Source organism: Flavobacterium psychrophilum DSM 3660 = ATCC 49418, assembly GCF_002217405.1.
GTDB lineage: Bacteria > Bacteroidota > Bacteroidia > Flavobacteriales > Flavobacteriaceae > Flavobacterium > Flavobacterium psychrophilum.
Genome location: NZ_MUHE01000005.1, coordinates 202,401 through 222,651 on the forward strand (window position 1 = coordinate 202,401; position 20,251 = coordinate 222,651).

General features: G+C 32.1%; 19 protein-coding genes. 11 read left to right on the top strand and 8 right to left on the bottom strand.

Translation table 11 applies throughout. The features are described 5' to 3' along the window. Nucleotides 1–109: 109 nt before the first annotated feature. On the bottom strand, nucleotides 110–772 hold the full coding sequence (locus B0A57_RS01475; RefSeq protein ID WP_011962793.1) for an ABC transporter ATP-binding protein: 663 nt from the start codon (nucleotides 770–772) through the stop codon (nucleotides 110–112). Between the two features lie 110 nt (nucleotides 773–882). Between B0A57_RS01475 and msrA the strand changes: the two genes are divergently transcribed. Genes msrA through B0A57_RS01490 form a run of 3 tightly spaced genes read left to right on the top strand, consistent with a single transcriptional unit; the run spans nucleotide 883 to nucleotide 2,554 of the window. Then, nucleotides 883–1,521: a peptide-methionine (S)-S-oxide reductase MsrA gene (gene msrA / locus B0A57_RS01480; RefSeq protein ID WP_011962794.1), complete on the top strand. Its 639-nt coding sequence runs from the start codon at nucleotides 883–885 to the stop codon at nucleotides 1,519–1,521. A gap of 2 nt (nucleotides 1,522–1,523) precedes the next feature. Further along, nucleotides 1,524–2,195: a GTP cyclohydrolase I FolE gene (gene folE / locus B0A57_RS01485; RefSeq protein WP_074460295.1), complete on the top strand. Its 672-nt coding sequence runs from the start codon at nucleotides 1,524–1,526 to the stop codon at nucleotides 2,193–2,195. 47 nt (nucleotides 2,196–2,242) lie between these two features. Then, complete coding sequence (locus B0A57_RS01490) at nucleotides 2,243–2,554, top strand: hypothetical protein (RefSeq protein WP_011962796.1); 312 nt, start codon at nucleotides 2,243–2,245, stop codon at nucleotides 2,552–2,554. A 29-nt stretch (nucleotides 2,555–2,583) separates the two neighbouring features. On the opposite strand, the gene B0A57_RS01495 is transcribed toward B0A57_RS01490, so the two are convergent. From B0A57_RS01495 to B0A57_RS01520, 6 genes are all read right to left on the bottom strand, one after another. Then, nucleotides 2,584–2,889: a DUF6787 family protein gene (locus tag B0A57_RS01495; RefSeq protein ID WP_011962797.1), complete on the bottom strand. Its 306-nt coding sequence runs from the start codon at nucleotides 2,887–2,889 to the stop codon at nucleotides 2,584–2,586. Nucleotides 2,890–2,919: 30 nt separating this feature from the next. After that, nucleotides 2,920–3,345: a DUF6146 family protein gene (locus B0A57_RS01500; RefSeq protein WP_011962798.1), complete on the bottom strand. Its 426-nt coding sequence runs from the start codon at nucleotides 3,343–3,345 to the stop codon at nucleotides 2,920–2,922. Between the two features lie 323 nt (nucleotides 3,346–3,668). Next, nucleotides 3,669–4,319, bottom strand: coding sequence for a DUF937 domain-containing protein (locus B0A57_RS01505; RefSeq protein ID WP_038466342.1), 651 nt, complete (start codon nucleotides 4,317–4,319; stop codon nucleotides 3,669–3,671). A gap of 48 nt (nucleotides 4,320–4,367) precedes the next feature. Beyond that, entirely contained in the window at nucleotides 4,368–5,327 is a 960-nt protein-coding gene (locus tag B0A57_RS01510) for a D-2-hydroxyacid dehydrogenase (protein WP_011962800.1), read from the bottom strand. A gap of 52 nt (nucleotides 5,328–5,379) precedes the next feature. Then, complete coding sequence (gene serC / locus B0A57_RS01515) at nucleotides 5,380–6,450, bottom strand: 3-phosphoserine/phosphohydroxythreonine transaminase (protein ID WP_038467144.1); 1,071 nt, start codon at nucleotides 6,448–6,450, stop codon at nucleotides 5,380–5,382. A gap of 142 nt (nucleotides 6,451–6,592) precedes the next feature. Beyond that, complete coding sequence (locus B0A57_RS01520) at nucleotides 6,593–7,651, bottom strand: acyl-CoA reductase (protein ID WP_038466345.1); 1,059 nt, start codon at nucleotides 7,649–7,651, stop codon at nucleotides 6,593–6,595. A 101-nt stretch (nucleotides 7,652–7,752) separates the two neighbouring features. Here B0A57_RS01520 and B0A57_RS01525 point away from each other — a divergent pair, with 101 nt between their 5' ends. The 3 genes from B0A57_RS01525 (at nucleotide 7,753) to ychF (ending at nucleotide 10,688) form a co-directional block, all read left to right on the top strand. Continuing rightward, nucleotides 7,753–8,103, top strand: coding sequence for a 4Fe-4S dicluster domain-containing protein (locus tag B0A57_RS01525; protein ID WP_011962803.1), 351 nt, complete (start codon nucleotides 7,753–7,755; stop codon nucleotides 8,101–8,103). Nucleotides 8,104–8,207: 104 nt separating this feature from the next. Continuing rightward, nucleotides 8,208–9,368, top strand: coding sequence for a hypothetical protein (locus B0A57_RS01530; RefSeq protein ID WP_034097906.1), 1,161 nt, complete (start codon nucleotides 8,208–8,210; stop codon nucleotides 9,366–9,368). 225 nt (nucleotides 9,369–9,593) lie between these two features. After that, nucleotides 9,594–10,688 carry a redox-regulated ATPase YchF gene (ychF, locus tag B0A57_RS01535; protein WP_011962805.1) on the top strand — a complete coding sequence of 365 codons (1,095 nt, stop codon included), beginning with the start codon at nucleotides 9,594–9,596 and terminating at the stop codon, nucleotides 10,686–10,688. Nucleotides 10,689–11,005: 317 nt separating this feature from the next. On the opposite strand, the gene B0A57_RS01540 is transcribed toward ychF, so the two are convergent. Continuing rightward, nucleotides 11,006–13,534: a TonB-dependent receptor gene (locus B0A57_RS01540; protein ID WP_038466349.1), complete on the bottom strand. Its 2,529-nt coding sequence runs from the start codon at nucleotides 13,532–13,534 to the stop codon at nucleotides 11,006–11,008. Nucleotides 13,535–13,750: 216 nt separating this feature from the next. Here B0A57_RS01540 and B0A57_RS01545 point away from each other — a divergent pair, with 216 nt between their 5' ends. The 5 genes from B0A57_RS01545 to B0A57_RS01565 all read left to right on the top strand — a co-directional run bounded on the left by B0A57_RS01545 (nucleotide 13,751) and on the right by B0A57_RS01565 (nucleotide 19,897). Beyond that, the gene (locus B0A57_RS01545; RefSeq protein ID WP_011962807.1) at nucleotides 13,751–15,607 is read left to right on the top strand and encodes a DNA topoisomerase IV subunit B; all 1,857 of its coding nucleotides are present in this window, start codon (nucleotides 13,751–13,753) and stop codon (nucleotides 15,605–15,607) included. A gap of 12 nt (nucleotides 15,608–15,619) precedes the next feature. Then, complete coding sequence (locus tag B0A57_RS01550; RefSeq protein ID WP_011962808.1) at nucleotides 15,620–16,030, top strand: nucleotidyltransferase substrate binding protein; 411 nt, start codon at nucleotides 15,620–15,622, stop codon at nucleotides 16,028–16,030. Nucleotides 16,031–16,116: 86 nt separating this feature from the next. Then, nucleotides 16,117–16,773 carry a hypothetical protein gene (locus tag B0A57_RS01555; protein ID WP_038466352.1) on the top strand — a complete coding sequence of 219 codons (657 nt, stop codon included), beginning with the start codon at nucleotides 16,117–16,119 and terminating at the stop codon, nucleotides 16,771–16,773. Nucleotides 16,774–16,920: 147 nt separating this feature from the next. Continuing rightward, nucleotides 16,921–17,160, top strand: a complete 240-nt coding sequence (locus B0A57_RS12440) for a nucleotidyltransferase family protein (RefSeq protein ID WP_162472654.1) — start codon at nucleotides 16,921–16,923, stop codon at nucleotides 17,158–17,160. Between the two features lie 16 nt (nucleotides 17,161–17,176). Then, a complete protein-coding gene (locus tag B0A57_RS01565; protein ID WP_011962810.1) occupies nucleotides 17,177–19,897 on the top strand; it encodes a DNA gyrase/topoisomerase IV subunit A in 2,721 nt (906 codons plus the stop codon). Nucleotides 19,898–20,251 lie beyond the last annotated feature (354 nt).

The following is a 20,251-nucleotide window of genomic DNA, read 5'->3' on the forward strand; positions in this document are numbered from 1 at the left end:
GTTATTACAGATTTTTAAAGGCCATCTTTTTTTCTCTTTACCAAAAAAAAGATTATAACGAATTGCTTTGTCAGTTCGTACTTTCAGGTTCGGAAGTATGAAATAGCTGCTAATTTTTAATATTTCCGTCGACCATAATTAGTTTTCTATCGGCCATATTGGCTAATTCTTCGTTGTGGGTTACAATGACAAAGGTTTGTCCTAATTCGTCCCGAAGTTTAAAGAATAATTGATGTAAATTCTCGGCCGATGCTGTATCTAAATTACCAGAAGGTTCGTCGGCAAAAATAATTGCAGGTTTGTTTATTAAGGCACGAGCCACGGCTACTCGTTGTTGTTCTCCGCCCGAAAGTTCGCTTGGTTTGTGCTTTATTCTGTGTTCTAATCCTAGATAGGTTAAGATTTTTTTGGCTTCAATTTCGGTTTCAGCTTTTGATTTATGGGCTATAAAGGCAGGAATACATACATTTTCTAGTGCTGTAAATTCAGGTAAAAGTTGGTGAAACTGAAATATAAAACCTAAATTTAAATTTCTAAATTTAGATAAATCTTTGTCGTTCATTTTTAGCACATTTTGCCCATTTATTTCTAAAAGCGAATCCTTATTTTCCGAAGGTTTGTCTAGTGTTCCTAAAATTTGAAGTAAGGTGGTTTTTCCGGCTCCAGAAGCACCAACTATTGATATGATTTCGCCTTTTTCTATATGCAAATTAACACCTTTTAATACTTGTAATGTGTCGTAGTTTTTTTGAATGTTTGTTGCCTTAATCATATAATCGTTTTCACAAAGGAACAAAGAAATTGCTTGAACATCAAATAAAGTTTTGTTAAGAAAAAATATATGAGAAACCATTTGGTTAAATTTGAATAAAGTAAATTAACATGAAAAAAATACTAATCTCTTTTTTATCACTATTGGCAATGAGCTGCCAATCGAAAGTTACAAATGTCGAAAAAATTGAACCCAATACTATGAATATCGAAAAAGGAAAAGAAATTGCCATTTTTGCTGGAGGTTGCTTTTGGTGTACCGAAGCAGTTTTTTTAGAACTAAATGGCGTAGAAAGTATTAAGCCAGGTTATACTGGCGGAAAAATTGTAAACCCAACTTATGAAGAGGTTTGCTCAGGAACAACAGGTCATGCTGAGGGTATAAAAATACTTTTTGATCCTAGTAAAATTTCTTATGAGGAATTGTTAGAAGTGTTTTTTGCAACCCATGATCCTACAACAATAAACCAGCAGGGGGCTGATGTGGGCACGCAATATCGTAGCGAAATTTTTTGTGCCAATCCTAAGCAAAAGCAAATTGCATTGGCTTATATAGCACAACTAAATAAGGAAAATACTTATGGTAAAAAAGTAGTTACAAAAGTTTCGGATGCCACCACTTTTTATGTTGCCGAAGATTATCACCAGAATTATTACAATCAGAACAAAAAAAAATCTTATTGTAATTATGTGATAACACCAAAAGTTGATAAAGTTAGAAAAGAATTTAAAGACAAATTGAAAAAATAAATATGAGTATATTGACTGATAAAGAAATAACTGAGATTTTAGGCGATAACCACCAGATGACTTCTGCCAACTCTCCAATACGTTCAGATGCTTTTGTAAAAACAGATGATCAGAAAATGCAAAATATCGAAAAGCATTTTTATGATATTATGCAAGAATTAGGACTCGATATGACTGATGATAGCTTGCAAGGAACACCACATCGTGTTGCAAAAATGTTTATACAAGAAATTTTTAGTGGATTAGATCCAAAAAACAAGCCTGCCATTTCTACTTTCGATAATGAATATCATTATGATAAAATGTTAGTTGAAGCCAATATTAGCTTCAATTCTACTTGCGAACATCATTTTTTGCCCATATTTGGTAAAGCTCATATAGGTTATATTTCTAGCGGAAAAGTTATCGGATTATCAAAATTAAATAGGATTGTAGATTATTTTTCTCGTCGTCCGCAAGTTCAGGAACGATTAATTATGCAAATTTTTAATGATTTAAAAATAGCTTTAAATACCGAAAACGTAATTGTAGTTATGGAAGCCAAACATTTATGTGTTTCCAGTCGTGGAATTAAGCATGAATCTAGTTTTACATCGACCATACAGTATGGCGGGATTTTTAATGAAAAAGAAAATAGAAATGATTTTTTTAATATGATAAATTCTGAAAAATAAGAATTGGCATTTTTTTGTATGATTGTAGATAATTTAATTTATAAAAAATGACACAAAAAACACAAGCAGAAGTAAAATTTAGAGTAAAGCCACAGGCTACTGTTGCAAAATTAATTTTAGGATTAATTTTAGATTTTATAGGTATGTTATCCTACATAATTCCAGGAGTTGCTGAAAATATCGATTTAATTTGGGCGCCCGTTTCAGGAGTTTTATTGGTTATTATGTATAAAGGCACAGTAGGTAAGGTAGCTGGATTTATAGGAACACTAGAAGAGCTAATCCCTTTTACTGATATTATTCCAACTTTTACAATTACTTGGTTTTACGAATATTTTCAGGATAAAAAAAATAAATAAATAGTAAAGCTCGATATTTCGGGCTTTTTTTATGATTTAAAAATAAACCCCAATCCCATAGATTTTAGCATTTTTTTGCTAAAAGAAAAGAAAAATGGAAACTGTCCGAAAAGAAAACCAATTGCCATTAATAAAAACGGATATAACGGCATTACTAGAATAATAAGTATAAAATGGTAAACAAGCGTATTTAGGTTTTCTTTACTTAACCCAATGTAATACATTAGAAAACACGATATTTTTGCAGAAAGGGAACCGTTTATCGCAAAAATTATAAATATAACAACCAATTGAAAATTTGAAGTAATACCCCAACGTTCTTTTAATTTGTTCATAGTTTTATAATTTATAACAAATATAAAATATTATCTAGGAGGAACAAAACCAAAAAGTTGTTGTTTGTAAGTATTCTGAAAATAAATCATATAATTGTATATTAAATAATTTACTTCGTAGCCATAATGTACGGTATAATCGTAATTAATTTGCATTTCGTATAAACTCGAATCGTATCTCATGGGCTGAGAATTACGATTGTTCCATTGGGAAATATACATTTTGTTTTTGCTTTCTAAATAACTTTCAGAATAATAATTTCTAGGGAAAGCACGAGTGTTAAGCCAAGAAGAGAACCCAGGATCTACGATTGTAACTTCATATTCTAAAGCGTAATTGGCAATTTTTATGGTATCTCCTTTTATAGGACTTGAAGTATTGGTTACAGTTGTGTTTTTTGTCTTGCAGCTAAGAAGACAAGCTAAAATTAATACAAAAAATAAAAAATGTTTCATGATTTAATTTTATAATTGTTTGCTTTGCGTAAAAAATTAGTATTAGTTTATATTAAGAGCAGTGATAATACTTGTATAAAAAAAATCGGCTTAATTCTATTAATTAGAGCATTTTGCTTTAGCGATTGGGGTGAAAATCCTTTTTGAGGCTTTTGCACCTCAAAAAGATTTTTACTATAATTTTATTTTTATTGAAGTTCTGTGAATTTCGTTTGTGCCTAAAAGCCAGATCCTTGTAGTAACGCTCAAAATAATGAGGTTTAAATAAAGGCTATAATTATAAATAAAGCGAAAAACACACACCGAAGCGGAATTTAGTATTATTATTTTCCGAAAAGATTACCCAGTAATCCGCCAAGACCACCTTTTTTGGTCGCAGCTGCAACAGCATCTCCCAAACCAAGTTGTCCGTCTCCGTCTTGATCTAATATTGATGTTAAAATAGAACCTCCCATAGCTGGAGCTTGTTGTTGTAACTGATCACTACTTAGCAATCCGCCAAGAATATCCGTAATACCACCACCATTTTTAGTAGTGCCATTATTATTTAAACCGTTTCCTTGTGCTTGTTTGGCAAGGTAACCCATTAGGATTGGTGCTGCCATTTTCATAATCATGGCAATTTTATCATGGCTAACACCTGTATTTTGGCTCACTTGATTTTGAACATTTTCTTGATTATTACCTAAAACATGCCCTAAAATACTTGCGCCATCAGAATGATCTCCTCCAGTAATAAATCCTGACAAATTATCAAGAATACTACCATCGTGTTTACCGCCTAAAAGCGCACTTAGTAAACCGCTTTGTCCTTCTGGAGTAGCTGCATTATTAATCATACCACCAACTAACGATGGTAGTGCTGATGCTAAAACAGAAGAAGTTTCATCTTCGCTTGTGCCTACTTTTGCTGAAACTCCAGAGATGATTTGTTTTCCTAAATCACTATTTAGTAAATCTATTAATCCTGCCATAATTTGTTTAGTTTTTAATTGATTTGATAGTAAATGTATAAAATATATTTATATTTCAGTCTTTAATAACGCAATTATCTGTTCTGCAAGTTCTGTACCAATTCTGTCTTGTGCTTCGATTGTAGCTGCTCCAATATGTGGAGTCATGGTTATGTTAGGGTGCATGAGTAATTGTACTGCTGGTGTTGGTTCATTTTCAAAAACATCTAAACCTGCAAACAACACTTTTTTACTATCTAAAGCGGCAACTAGTTCTACTTCATTTATAATACCACCACGAGAGCAATTTATGATTCCCACGCCGTCTTTCATCAAATCGAATTCTCTTTTTGCTATGATATAATCTTTTTGAGCAGGAACATGAAGGGTTATAAAATCTGAATGTTTTAGTAAATCATCTATAGGTTCGGTTTCGATTTTTACATTTATAAATTGACCATTATAAAAGTCGACTTTAATTTCTGCTTTTCCTACATAATTATCGGATGCAATGACTTTCATACCCAATCCCAAAGCCATTTTCGCTACCGATTGTCCTATTCTTCCAAAACCAATAATACCAATGGTTTTGCCACGAAGTTCGATGCCATCTGCATACGCTTTTTTCAAATCATTAAAACGGGTATCTCCTTCTAAAGGCATATTCCTGTTCGAATCATACAAAAATCGTACACCTGATAGCAAATGAGCAAAAACCAATTCTGCTACCGAGTTTGATGATGAAGCAGGTGTATTTATAACCTGAATTCCTTTCGAAATGGCGTAGTCTGCATCTATATTATCCATTCCTACGCCGCCACGACCTATAATTTTTAGCGACGGACAAGCGTCGATAATATCTTTTCTAACTTTGGTTGCGCTTCTAACTAATATAACTGCGATCTGGTTTGTATTTACAAAATTGATAACTTGTTCTTGTGCAACTTTTGTAGTAATAACTTCAAAACCATATTTTTCTAATGCTATAATTCCACTTTTAGAAATCCCGTCGTTAGCTAATATTTTCATTTTTTATGTGTTTGTTTATTCAGTTAATCGATTATTTGGTTAATCTAATAAACTATATTTTATTTTCTAATTCTTTCATTACGTTTACCAATACCTGTACACTTTCTAATGGTAAAGCATTGTACATCGAAGCACGATAACCTCCTACAGAACGATGACCTGACAATCCTGAGATTCCGGCTGCTGCCCACATTTTGTCGAATAATTCGGTATGATTTTTGTTATTTAATAAGAATGTAGCATTCATATTGCTTCTGTCTTCAACGTTTGCCGTACCTTTAAACAAAGGATTTCTGTCAATTTCCGAATATAATAAATTTGCTTTTGCGTTGTTTATTTTTTCTATCGCCGAAATTCCTCCCAAATTTTTCAACCATTGTAAGGTTAAAAGTGAAGCATATATAGGAAAAACTGGTGGCGTATTGTACATACTTTCTGCCTTAATGTGTTTTTCATAATCTAACATCGATGGAATATAACGTCCTGTTTTTCCTAAAATCTCTTCTTTTACAATAACCAAAGTAGTTCCAGCTGGTCCCATATTTTTTTGTGCGCCAGCATAAATTAAATCAAATTTAGAAAAATCTAAAACTCTCGAAAATATATCGGAACTCATATCGCAAACTACTGGAATATTTACCTCTGGAAAGGATTTCATTTGTGTTCCAAAAATGGTATTATTGCTCGTGCAGTGAAAATAATTGGCATCGCTAGGAATACTATAATTTTTAGGAATGTGGTTGTAATTTTCTTCCTTAGATGAAGCTATAACAACAGTTTCTCCAAAATGTTTGGCTTCTTTTATTGCGCCACTTGCCCACGTTCCTGTATCTAAATAGGCTGCTTTTCCGTTTTCTTTCATTAAGTTGTATGGAACCATTAGGAATTCTAAACTTGCACCACCAGCTAAAAATAAAGCTTGATAACCTTTGCCTTTTAGTCCTAAAAGTTCTAAAACTAAGGCTCTAGCTTCTTCTATAACGGCCACGAAATCTTTGCTTCTGTGGGAAATTTCTAAAAGCGAAAGTCCAGAATGGTTAAAATCTAAAATGGCTTGTGCCGATTTCTCGAAAACTTCTTGAGGAAGTATGCAAGGTCCTGCACTGTAATTGTGTTTTTTCATCGTATGCTGCTGTGTTATCGATGTATTTTTTCCAGAATTAATTAGGGCTTCTAAATTAAAATTTGGTTTATGTATGTGTTCTGATTTTTCTTTTTCGGCACCAATAATTTGGCTAATTTTTGATGTACTCATGATTTTAAAATTATAAATTAATTAAAAAATGAATAGTATCTACATTATCGGCATAATCCCAAAGATTTGGTTTTTGAGTTACTCCAAAAGCAATACTGTTTTCTACTAAATTATTAGAAACAATACATTGAATTTTGTCTTTATCAGTTTCTAAACGATTTTTAATGTCATTTATATCATCGTAAAATTCATAAAAAACCGAAGAAATAGGAGAGGCGTAGCTCGAATCTTCTTTAATAATTAGAAATTCATTATCCAATAAATTAAAATTACTCATTAAGAAAACTGCTTTGTTGTAATCGTAATTGTTGGCATATTTCTCATATTTGATAACGTCCTGATAAGGAAATACGCCATTAAAAAATAAATCGAAATTGTAATTTTTAGGTATAAATAATTTAGAAACATTGCGACAACCTAGTCCAAAATATCTAAAAATATCTTCACCCAAAGCAATCATTTGTGCTGCCGATTCGGAGCCATCTAAAACAGCAACAGAATTTCTGTTTTTGCGAATAATTGACGGTTTGTTTTTAAAATAATATTCGAAATATCTTGCAGTATTATCGCTTCCGGTGGCAATAACAGCATCAAAATTTTCTAATTTACCTTCCACGAAAGTGATATAATTTTTAAATTCTGGATTAACAGCAATTAAATATTTTGCTAAAAAAGGTAATAAATGTTGGTCATTTGATGAGGTTTTAACCAATACTTTGTGACCAGAAATTAATACCGATAAGAAATCATGAAAACCCACTAGCGGAATATTTCCTGCAAGAATTAATGCGACAGTTTTCGATTTAGTATTAGAAAAGGAATAATTAGACAACCATTTTTCTAAATTTTCTTCGGTTAAAGCTTCGGCCCAAGAATTAATAGCGAAACACACATTTTCTGTTGTGTACCAACCATTGTGTGATTGCGAAAGATTTATAAGCGAAGTAAAATCATTAAAAAACAAATCGTTATGCGAAATAGTCTCATTTTTTACAGAATTATTTGATGAAAATTGGCTTAAAAATTTTCCTAACTCAATAAAAGATTTTTTTTTATCGTTTTGTAACATTTGTTTATTTGTTTATGAATGGTTTTGATTGTAATTTTGTACAAAAATAAGAATTTCATTTTTTATAAATCTGAAATCTGAAATCTAAATTCTAAAATAAAATGGCAATAATTATAACAGACGAATGTATCAATTGTGGCGCATGTGAGCCAGAATGTCCAAATACTGCAATATATGAAGGAGCAGACGACTGGAGATACAAAGACGGCACTAAATTATCAGGAAAAATTATACTTCCAGATGGTACTGAGGTAGATTCTGATGCGGCACAAACACCAATTTCAGACGATATTTATTATATAGTTCCAGGAAAATGTACCGAGTGTAAAGGCTTTCATGATGAGCCACAATGCGCAGCAGTTTGTCCAGTAGATTGTTGTATATCAGACGATAATTATGTAGAAAGCGACGAAACGCTTCTAAATAGACAAGCTTTTTTGCATAATGAGTAAAACAAATATAAACGGATATAAAAGAGAGAATTTTTGAAAGAGAATTCTCTTTTTTTTATTTAATAGGTTAATTTTTTTTGTATTTTTGAATAAAAGAAAGTAAAATGAAACAAATTTTATCTTTTATATTATTATTTAGTACTAGTTTTGTTTTTTCTCAAAATATCGAATTTGCAGTTATTGTAAAAGATATACAGACTGGTTTGCCTATTAGCGAAGTCACAATAACAGCGCTAAAAACAAAACAAGGTTTTTTAACCAATAAAAATGGTGAGGCAAATATAAGCCTAAGCAAAGAGTCAGATTTGCAATTCGAAAACTCTGCATACAAAACATATACCGCAAAACCCCTTGATTTAGATAAAAAAATTAATGAAGTTTATTTAGAAAGTAATGCAAAACGATTAGAAGAAGTTATATTAACATCTGATCATCCTCAAGAAATTTTAAAAAAATTAGTAAGAAACTCGCAAAATAAAATAACAATTCCAGTTAATCTGAAAGTTTATTTAAGAGAGTTTTACAAGAAAAATGACCAAGTTGTTTTTTTTAATGATGGTTTGATAAATTTTCAGATAGCAGGAAGTTTAAAAAACATGAAAACTGATATATTAGTAGAACAAAATCGAGCAGTTGGCTTGTTAGACACAGATTTAAATGAAGATCTTTTGGGTTATAATCTAAATGATATCATCGAGAATTATTATCAATTTCAATATTTAGAAGAATTATTAGAGCCAAGTGCAAAAAGAAAATATGATTTTCAAATAAAATCCTATCCAAACAACGAAAATTATTTATTAATAAAAGTAACTCCCCTAGAGGAAATTAGCGGCGTTTTATCAGAATTTACAATTGTTTACCACAATAGTAAAATGATCATAATAGAAGTCAGTTCGATGGTTCCAGATTCCAGATTAGAGGATTTAAGACAATCTTTTCTAAAAAGCAGTAAAATATATAAATTAGAATTTAAGAACACTTTTAGACTAGATAACGACTTGTATTATTTAGCAAATTCTAAAGAAGTAATTGGTTTTGAAAAAAAATATAAAGACGAAAATCGAAGAATAGAAGTAAACAATCATATGATAATTACTAATTTCGATAAAAAAATGTTTAAATACAACGACGAAAATGTTTTTAAAGAGCAATCTCTAATTAATAAAAAAACTTCCTTTTTTACTGATTATTGGGATTTCGAATCGGGATTTTTACCTACAAAAGAAGAAAAAGATATTATTGAAAGATTATCACATTTGTAATAAATTTAGACCATTAACCAACTAGTATATTGCTTTTCAATTCCTTTTGCTACAAATTTAAAGGGTTTCCTTTTAGTTAGGTTAAAAAATATGTATTAATATTTATAATCAGTAGATTAAAAAAAAAACAAAATTTAAACAAAGCTGTAATTTTTTTGAACTTTGAAACTTTGACCCTTTGTAACTTTTAACCTATATTTGCACACTTTATAAAACAAAAGCATAATGAAAGCAGGAATTGTAGGATTACCAAACGTAGGAAAATCGACTTTATTTAATTGTTTATCAAACGCAAAAGCACAAAGTGCTAACTTTCCGTTTTGTACTATCGAACCAAATATTGGTGTAGTAAACGTTCCTGATCCAAGAATCGAAAAACTCGAAGAATTGGTAAAACCAGAACGAGTACAAATGGCAACTGTTGATATTGTTGATATCGCAGGGCTAGTAAAGGGAGCAAGTAAAGGCGAAGGTTTGGGAAATCAATTCCTAGGAAACATAAGAGAATGTAACGCTATTATTCATGTTTTACGTTGTTTCGATAACGATAATATTATTCACGTAGATGGGAATGTAAACCCAATTCGAGACAAAGAAACTATCGATATCGAACTGCAATTAAAAGACTTAGAAACTGTAGAAAAACGTTTAGAAAAAGTAAAACGTGCCGCAAAAACAGGAAATAAAGAAGCGCAAACAGAAGAGTCTTTGTTAAACCGAATTAGAGAAACATTACTACAAGCAAAATCAGCAAGAACAGTCGAACCAAAAGGTTACGAAGAAGAAGAGTTATTTGAAGGTTTTCAGTTAATTACTTCAAAGCCAGTGTTGTATGTTTGTAATGTTGACGAAGGTGCCGCAGTAACAGGCAACAAGTATGTAGACCAAGTTCGTGAATTAGTGAAAGACGAAAACGCCGAAGTTATCGTATTAGCCGTAGGAACAGAAGCTGATATTACTGAATTAGAAACTTACGAAGAACGCCAAGTTTTCTTAGAAGACATGGGATTGTCAGAACCAGGAGCATCAGTGCTTATTCGTGCTGCTTACAAATTATTAAACCAACAAACTTATTTTACCGCAGGTGTAAAAGAAGTACGTGCTTGGACAATTAACGTAGGAGCTACTGCGCCACAAGCTGCCGGAGTTATTCATACTGATTTTGAAAAAGGATTTATTCGTGCCGAAGTAATCTCTTACGAAGATTATGTTCATTACGGAACCGAAGCCAAGGCCAAAGAAGCAGGAAAGTTTAAAGTAGAAGGAAAAGAATATATCGTAAAAGATGGCGATGTGATGCATTTCCGTTTTAACGTATAGTTGCGGGAAATAGAGATTTTTCGCTTAATTCTAGAATAAACAGCTTTTTTAAATCTCATTATTTGGTTTTACTACAAGGGTTCGGGCTTTCCGTTGCAAACGAAGTTTAATATACTCCTATAAAAATAAAAACATAGTGGAGTAATCTTTTTGAGGCAGTAAAAGCCTCAGAAAATATTGCTACTTCAATGCCTAGCCCAAAATGCTGTAAATAGCATTAAGCCAGATTTTGTTATTACAAACAAAACCAAGCAAGAAAGGCAACACAAAAAAAAGTCCCGAGAAATCGGGACTTAAATATACTGTTTTGAGTAGTGTTAAAACTTAACCCCCAATCTTAGAAATCCAAAAGCACCATTAGAACCCATTTGAACCGAATCGAAATTACCTCCAGTTTCTGTTTCTGTATCTTGAATATCTGGGTAAACATTTAGAAAGTTGTTTGCACCAACGGTTATATTGAAGTTTTTGGTAAACTGATAATTTATCGAAGCATCTGAAACAATTTTTGCACCATAATGATCTACCGTATCTAGCCAGTCTATTAATTCAACTTGTCCAAATCTTGTGAACCTTAAATTTGTAAAGAATTTTTTATTGTAATTATAATTCAGATTTATTCCTAATTTGCTTTCTGGTGCAGAAGCTAGTAAGAAATATTTTTCTCTTTTTCCGAAAAATGTTTCAGAATCTAAGCTACCACTTGCTACATTACCTATTGTCATTTTATTAATATTACCTACAAAAGAGGTGCTAATGCTATGATTATTAATTTTTTCATCATACGAAAGCACAAAATCTACACCTGTTGTTTGTGTGCTTAAAGCATTTGCAAAAAATTGAACTTTATCTATGTTTAAACCCAATCCGCTTCCGTTAAATTTTCCAGTTAAAACAACACGATCTTCAATATTTACAAAATAACCATCTACCGTAGCAGTGATTTTACCTTTTTTGAAAGTATAACCCAAACTTGCGTTAAAGGCTTTTTCTTCTTTTAATTGCTTAATTCCGAAAGCTTTTGTTATCGGGCTATCGTTTGAAGATAATAATGTTTCTGAACCTACACCACTTACATAATCCGTAAATTTTAAATTATAATATTTTTGAGCCAATGATGGCGCTCTAAAACCTGTACTCATAGAGTAGCGAAAGGCTGATGATGGAGATATTTTAAATCTTTGAGCAATTTTTGCATTAAATGTGCTTCCAAAATCATTGTATTTCTCGTAGCGAATGGCAATGGCAAGATTAATATTTTCGGTATAATCTAATTCAGTATCTATATAGGCAGCAAAATTATTTCTCGATTTGTTAACTGTATTTTCAGGACTGTAGCCAGGAAAACCTTGTGATGCTCCAGGGCTTGAAAGGTTATATGTTTTATAAGACGCTTCTTCACCAGCGGTAATCTTAAAGTTTTCGATTCTATATTCTGTACCAAGTGCCACATTGAAACCATTTCTTATTTTATCAAAATTTCTAGAAAAATGTATTCCAGTTGTATTTTGCGAAAGGCTATGACCACCAGCATCAAAGGCAGTTGGAGAAGCAACGCCTAATGATGCGTTTAAGGTATTGTGAATGTCGTATTTGAAATTGTTTGTACCGAAAGTATTATTAAAATCTAAATCCCAATTGCCTAATTTTGTTTTTAGACCTCCAGATACTGAATGATCTATGATTTTTGTTCCAATAATTGGATCGAAACCATTAGGATAAATAGCAGGAATATTTCTTGAACTGTCAAAAGTTCGTGTAAAAGCATAAGCATCGGAATCTCTGTAGCTAGATCCTCCAAATAAATAAATACTAGTTTTGTTTGTAATACTATATGATCCGTTCAGAAAAATACTACCATTTTTTGCTTCTCCATCGCCAAATTGTCTTCTATAAATAGCGTAAGTATTTTCATTTGCGGGTCTGTTTGTATTTTTCTTATTTGCAAAATCTAATGTTGCATTAAGAAAACCTTTTTCACCTAATTTGAAACCATAATTTCCACTAACCTGCACTGTATTTCCGTCTATTCCGCTAGAGGTAATTTTGTCTGCATAAGGTGTTTTAGCGGTATAAGCTCCATAGGAAATATTTCCTGTAAATTCTTCGACATTGTCTTTTAATACAATATTTATTACTCCAGCAATAGCATCAGAGCCATATTGAGCAGAAGCGCCATCACGTAAAATTTCAATTCTTTTAATAGCTGCTGCAGGAATTGCATTCATATCAGTACCTGTGTTTCCACGGCCTCTAGATCCAAAAAGATTCAGAAGCGAAGATTGGTGTCGTCTTTTCCCGTTAATTAGCACTAAAGTTTGGTCAGGTCCTAATCCTCTCAAAGTAGCAGGGTCTATATGATCTGCTCCGTCAGATCCAGATTGTTTACTTGCATTAAAGGAAGGCGCAAGGTATTGCAGTAGTGCATTTATTTCAATTTGTCCCGTTTTTGTAATTACATCTGCCATGTTAATAATGTCTATAGCAACAGGAGAATCTATAACAGTTCTCTTAGTATTTCTAGAGCCCACAGCTTGAATATTTACTTCCTGTAAGCCAACGCCTTCTTCTTCGAGTGTTATTGTTGCGTTTTCGGAAGCTTTAATTTCAGATTTTTTAAATCCCAAATAGCTCAAAATCAGTTTAGATTCATTACTTTTTATAGTAATTGAAAATTTCCCACTATAATCAGTCAAAGCTCCGTTATTGGTTCCTTTTTCAAGAATATTTACACCTGTTAAGGGCTGTCCGTTCGAATCGATAATTAGACCCGAAATAGTTTTCTGCGAATATCCTAAAAAGGAGAATCCTATGAAAAGCAAGCTAAGTAAAAAATGTTTTTTCATGATTTTATTTGTTAAGGTTTTTGCTAATTTATAAAATTATTATGTTAAAAAAAGTATAATGCAATTATATTATCAGATAATTATTATTAATAATTTATTTATTATGATAATTTTATTTCAATATAAATAATATCGATTCTTTTGATAACTTTATTAGTAAGCTATTTCTTTTTTTAGATAGAAATCTTATATTAGCAAAAATTCCAAGATTTCTTTATGCAAGAGCAAGATCAATATAATGAGGACAATATACGTTCACTCGACTGGAAAGAACACATTCGTTTGCGTCCCGGAATGTACATTGGTAAACTAGGCGATGGTTCTTCTCCTGATGATGGTATATATATTCTTCTCAAGGAAGTTCTCGATAACTGTATCGATGAGTTTGTAATGGGAGCCGGAAAAACCATCGAAGTTACTATGAAAGATAAAATGGTTACCGTTCGTGATTACGGGCGTGGTATCCCATTGGGAAAAGTTATCGATGTAGTTTCTAAAATGAATACGGGAGGAAAGTACGACTCGAAAGCCTTTAAAAAATCAGTAGGACTAAATGGGGTTGGTACCAAAGCAGTAAATGCACTTTCTCATTATTTTCGTGTAGAATCTGTTCGTGATAACCAACAAAAAGCGGCCGAATTTTCTGCAGGAAATCTTACACTCGAAGAAGATATTATTGAAAGCACAAAACGTAAAGGCACAAAAGTTTCCTTTATTGCCGATGAAGCCATTTTTAAAAACTACAAATACCGTAACGAGTATATTATCAAAATGCTCAAAAACTATTGTTACCTAAACACTGGATTAACAATAATTTACAATGGTGAAAAGTTTTTTTCGAATAATGGACTAAAAGATTTATTAGAAGAAAATATTGCCGAAGAAGATATGGTTTATCCCATCATTCATCTTCTAGGTGATGATATAGAGATAGCCATAACCCATAGTAAAACACAATATTCAGAAGAGTATTACTCCTTTGTAAACGGGCAAAACACCACACAAGGAGGTACACATTTAGGCGCTTTTAGAGAGTCTATTGTAAAAACAATCAAAGAGTTTTATAACAAACCATTCGAAGCCTCAGATATTCGAAAATCGATAGTTTCTGCCATTGTAGTTCGTGTCGAAGAACCCGTTTTCGAAAGTCAAACCAAGACCAAATTGGGATCTACAGATATGGGACCTGATTTGCCTTCGGTGAGAACATTCGTAAATGATTTTATTAAAACCAAGTTAGATAACTTTTTACACAAAAATCCTGAAACAGCCGATTTACTTTTGCGTAAAATTTTGCAAGCCGAAAGAGAACGTAAAGAACTTTCAGGCATTAGAAAATTAGCCAAAGACAGGGCCAAAAAATCTAACCTACACAATAAAAAATTGCGAGATTGCAGAGTTCATCTAACAGATGCTAAAAACGCTAGAAGTTTAGAAAGTACACTTTTTATTACCGAGGGAGATTCGGCTTCGGGTTCTATCACAAAATCTCGTGATGTAAATACCCAAGCCGTGTTTAGCTTGCGTGGTAAGCCTCTAAATTCCTACGGAATGTCGAAGAAAATCGTGTACGAAAACGAAGAATTTAATTTATTACAAGCGGCTTTAAATATCGAAGAAAGTATGGAAGATTTGCGTTACAACAACATTGTAATTGCAACCGATGCCGATGTCGATGGTATGCACATTCGTTTGTTATTAATTACTTTTTTCTTGCAATTTTTCCCAGAAATGATAAAAGAAGGACATTTATATATCCTGCAAACACCATTATTTCGGGTACGCAACAAGAAAGAAACCATTTATTGTTATTCCGAGCAAGAGAAAAGAGATGCCATCGAAAAACTAAAACCAAAACCAGAGATTACTCGATTTAAAGGATTAGGAGAAATTTCGCCCGACGAATTTAAGAATTTTATTGGCGAAACCATTCGTTTAGATCCCGTTATGTTAGACAAATCGACATCAATAGAAAAATTATTGGAGTTCTATATGGGTAAAAACACACCCGATAGACAAACATTTATTATCAATAATTTGAAGGTCGAACTAGATGTGGTCGAAGCAAATTAAATATTTAAGTTGATGGAAAACCAAGACATACGCTGGAAACAAAGGTTTCAACATTTTGTAAATGCTTTTAAGCAGTTAAAAAATGCAAAACAGTTAAAAAGCGAAAGAGCATTTACAGAATTAGAACTTCAAGGCGTTATACAAGCCTTTGAGGTTTCTCAGGAGCTTTCTTGGAAAGTAATGAAAGATTTTCTAGAAGAACAAGGTAAAACAGATTTGTTTGGAAGCAAAAATGCTGTAAAAGAAGCATTTAATGTTGGTCTTATTCTAAACGGAGAAATATGGCTAGAAATGATAAAAAGTAGGAATATTACTTCCCATATTTATGACCAAACAGAAGTTTTAGCCATTTTAGAAATAATTTTAAATGATTATTTTCCTGTTTTTATTGGGTTTGAAGAAAAAATGAAAACTTATTTATAATGTTTGGTATTTATCCCAAAAGTTACAAGGAAATTTTAAATATAATTGTTACCAGAAAGCAGTAAAAAAACGTAGAAAAAACAACTATGCATCCAATAATATATCCTGATAATCATAATGGAAATTCAGAAAAACTTCGAGATTATATTTTAGAAGTTTGTTCTAAACATAAAACAGAAAAAAGAGCATTAGCTTTTGCTTTTATTATTGCAGATTTACATAATCCTCATGTTAATAAGATTTTAAGAGATTATGATTATATAAATTCACTTCATGAGATATCTGGAAAAACTATAACCGTATTTTTCATGATGGACAATTATGTTGATAAATCTATTAATGAGACTACGCAGTCGAATAAAATGTTATTTGAATTTGGAGTTGAACCTATAAATGCACCTCCTTCTATTATGCCGAAAGATTTGGCAAAAATATTAATAGAAGATGAGATTTTATCAACTCCTGCAATTCTATTTTTTCAAGTTGAAGACTTTGTAGTAAAAGATTTCTTTGTAACAAAACTTACGGAAAATAAGATCGAAGATGGTTTTTTAGAAATTAGAGATATTATTCAAAAAGCTGTTAATAGTTTGAGTGAAGTTAAAGAAGAAAATAAAGAGAATTCAAAAGAGTTGTTTAATTTAATAAAACAAGAAATTGAGCATTCTGATTTTTGGAAAAACGCAAAGAAAAATTATGACAAATTTATAAAAATAAAGGAGTTCATATTACCATGGATATAAGCCTTCTGGTAACACACGCTACAACGGATTTGGGCAATTGGCTTAATGGAAAGTTGGTTTTGTATTTGGGATGATTTGGCAAATCCGAAAATAGGGCTTAATTTAGTCCCAAACCCGCTGTAGCGCGAGAACGATAGCTGTCAATCTATAAATGAAGTTATTATTTATGGTTCTAGAGCAAAAGGAAATTATAAAGAAGGTTCAGATATTGATATTACACTATTAGGCGAGATATCAAAAGAAGATTTTAGTAAGCTTTGGCATAATTTAGATGACAGTTACATACCTTATAAATTTGATATATCAATTTATAATAATTTAAAATCAGAAAGCTTAATTGAACATATAAAACGAGTTGGTAAAACTCTTTATAAAAGAAAATACTGAAATAAATTCAGCATAAATGAAAGACGAAGAAGATAACATAAACCCAAATTTAGAAGACGATAATCAATCTGAGGATTATTCTATTGATGAAAATCAAGAAGAAATTGATGCTGATGAAATTATTGAAGTGGATTCGAAATCATTTGAAGGGCAGCATTTTTACGAAAACGAAGAAAATCCAGAAGATACCATTACCAAAGTGACAGGAATGTACAAAGATTGGTTTTTAGACTATGCTTCGTATGTAATTCTCGAACGTGCCGTTCCTGCCATTGAAGATGGTTTTAAACCTGTACAACGTCGTATCATGCACTCACTAAAAGAGTTAGACGATGGTCGTTACAATAAAGTAGCCAATGTAGTCGGGCATACGATGCAGTATCACCCTCACGGAGATGCCAGTATTGGCGATGCCATGGTGCAAATTGGGCAACGAGAATTACTTATAGATTGTCAAGGAAACTGGGGAAATATTTTAACTGGAGATAGTGCTGCGGCTTCTCGTTATATTGAAGCACGTTTAAGCAAATTTGCTTTAGAGGTTTTGTATTCTCCTAAAATTACCGATTGGGGAATGTCCTACGATGGTCGTCGTGCAGAACCAAACAATTTACCCGTAAAATTCCCATTATTATTGGCTTCAGGAGCCGAAGGTATTGCCGTTGGTTTATCTACAAAAGTATTGCCTCACAATTTTAATGAGCTTATCGATGCTTCGATAAAAATCCTAAAAGGAAAACCATTTACTATATACCCAGATTTTCAAACAGCTGGTATTGCCGATGTTTCTAATTATAACGATGGTTTGCGTGGCGGACGTGTACGAGTGCGTGCTAAAATTTCGCAATTAGACAAGCAAACATTAGTTATTACACAAATTCCGTTTTCTACAAATACATCAACATTAATAGATAGTATTTTGAAAGCCAATGAAAAAGGAAAAATAAAAATTAAAAAAATAGAAGACAACACGGCAGCAGAAGTTGAAATATTAATTCATCTTTTCCCTGGTGTTTCTCCAGACAAATCGATAGATGCTTTATATGCCTTCACGGCCTGCGAAACTTCTGTTGCCCCTTTGGGTTGTGTTATTGAAGATAATAAACCTCTTTTTATTGGCGTGTCTGCCATGTTAAAGATTTCGACCCACAGAACTGTTCAATTATTAAAAAGTGAACTCGAAATTCAGTTAAGCGAACTCGAAGAGCAATGGCATTTCCTTTCGTTAGAACGAATTTTTATCGAAAATAAAATTTATCGTGACATCGAAGATAAAACCACCCGAGAAAATGTAATAAAAGCGGTAGATGATGGATTGAAACCTCATATCAAGCATTTGAAACGTGCAGTTACTGAAGAGGATATTCTGCGATTGTTAGACATACGAATTATGCGTATTTCTAAATTTGATAGCAACAAAGCCCAAGACAAAATAGAAAGTTTAGAAGGAGATATTGAGCAAGTTAAACACGATTTAGAAAATTTAATCGATTTTGCCATTGCATATTTTACTCGACTAAAAGAGAAATACGGAAAAGGTCGTGAACGCCAAACCGAATTAAGAAGTTTTGATACCATTGAAGCCACAAAAGTAGTCTTAAGAAACACTAAATTATACGTAAATAAAGAAGAAGGTTTCTTCGGAACTGGATTAAAGAAAGACGAATATGTAGCCGATTGTTCTGATATAGATGATGTTATTGTTTTTCTTCGTGACGGAAGATTAATGATTTCTAAAGTAGATGATAAAAAGTTCGTGGGTAAAGATATTATTCATATTGCAGTTTTCGATAAGAATGACAAACGCACCATTTATAACATGATTTATCGTGATGGTAAAAACGGTTCTTCTTTTATAAAACGTTTCAACGTTTCTGGCGTAACCCGTGATAAAGCTTACAATTTAACAAACGGAACGGCCGGTTCTCAGGTATTATATTTTTCCCATAATCCTAATGGTGAAGCTGAGGTTATTACAATTTTGTTGCGACAAGTAGGTAGTATTAAGAAGCTAAAATGGGATGTAGATTTTGCCGATATTGCCATAAAAGGTCGTGTAAGTAAAGGAAATACGGTATCTAAATATCCAATTAAGAAAATTGAATTAAAGGAAAAAGGAATTTCAACTTTGCGTCCTAGAAAAGTTTGGTTTGATGATACAGTACAACGTTTGAATGTAGATGGAAGAGGAGAGTTGCTAGGAGAGTTTAGACCAAATGACCGTTTGCTTATCATTAATCAATCAGGGAAACTGAAAACAATTATTCCTGAATTGACTACTCATTTTGAACAAGATATGGTGGTGCTCGAAAAGTGGCATCCTAAAAAACCTGTTTCAGCAATTTATTATGATGGCGAAAAAGAACGCTATTATGTAAAACGTTTCTTGGTTGAAAACGAAAATAAAGAAGAAATTTTTATTACCGAACACGCTAACTCTCAATTAGAAATAGTATCTACAGATTGGCGTCCTGTTGCCGAAATTATATTTGCAAAAGTAAAAGGGGTTCAGAAAGAAAATCAAACGATAGATTTAGAGCAATTTATTGCTGTAAAAGGGATAAAAGCAATAGGTAATCAACTAACAACCGATAAGTTAAAGCAGGTAAATCTTTTAGAATCTTTGCCTTATGATGAGCCTGTTGTGCCTGTGGCTGAAGAATTAGAGGTGCTTGTTGATGAAATTATACATACTGAATTAGATGACGACGGACAAATAACGTTGAGTTTAGAGTAATGAATCTTAAAGTAGAAAAAGGAAGGGATGCTTTTTTTATGTTTTTTTGTTGCAAACACAAAATTAAATTTACTTTTTAGCCCTGATAGTAGTGGAAATCCTAACAAAAAAAAACAACTATGATAATAGTTGTTTTTTTTGTTAGATTGTAACGAATAGCAGGAACGAAGTTTGCAAGTATGCCTAAGTTTTTCGCTTTAAACTCAAAACTTTTTTTTTGACAATATCCCTACTAAATTTTACTAAAGGATGCTCAAGTTTTATAAGGTTTAATACCCTAGTTTGAAATGGGCTTTGCTGTAAATTTATACCAATTTAGCTTTAAAAATACTGAAATATTTATTGAGGATGTTG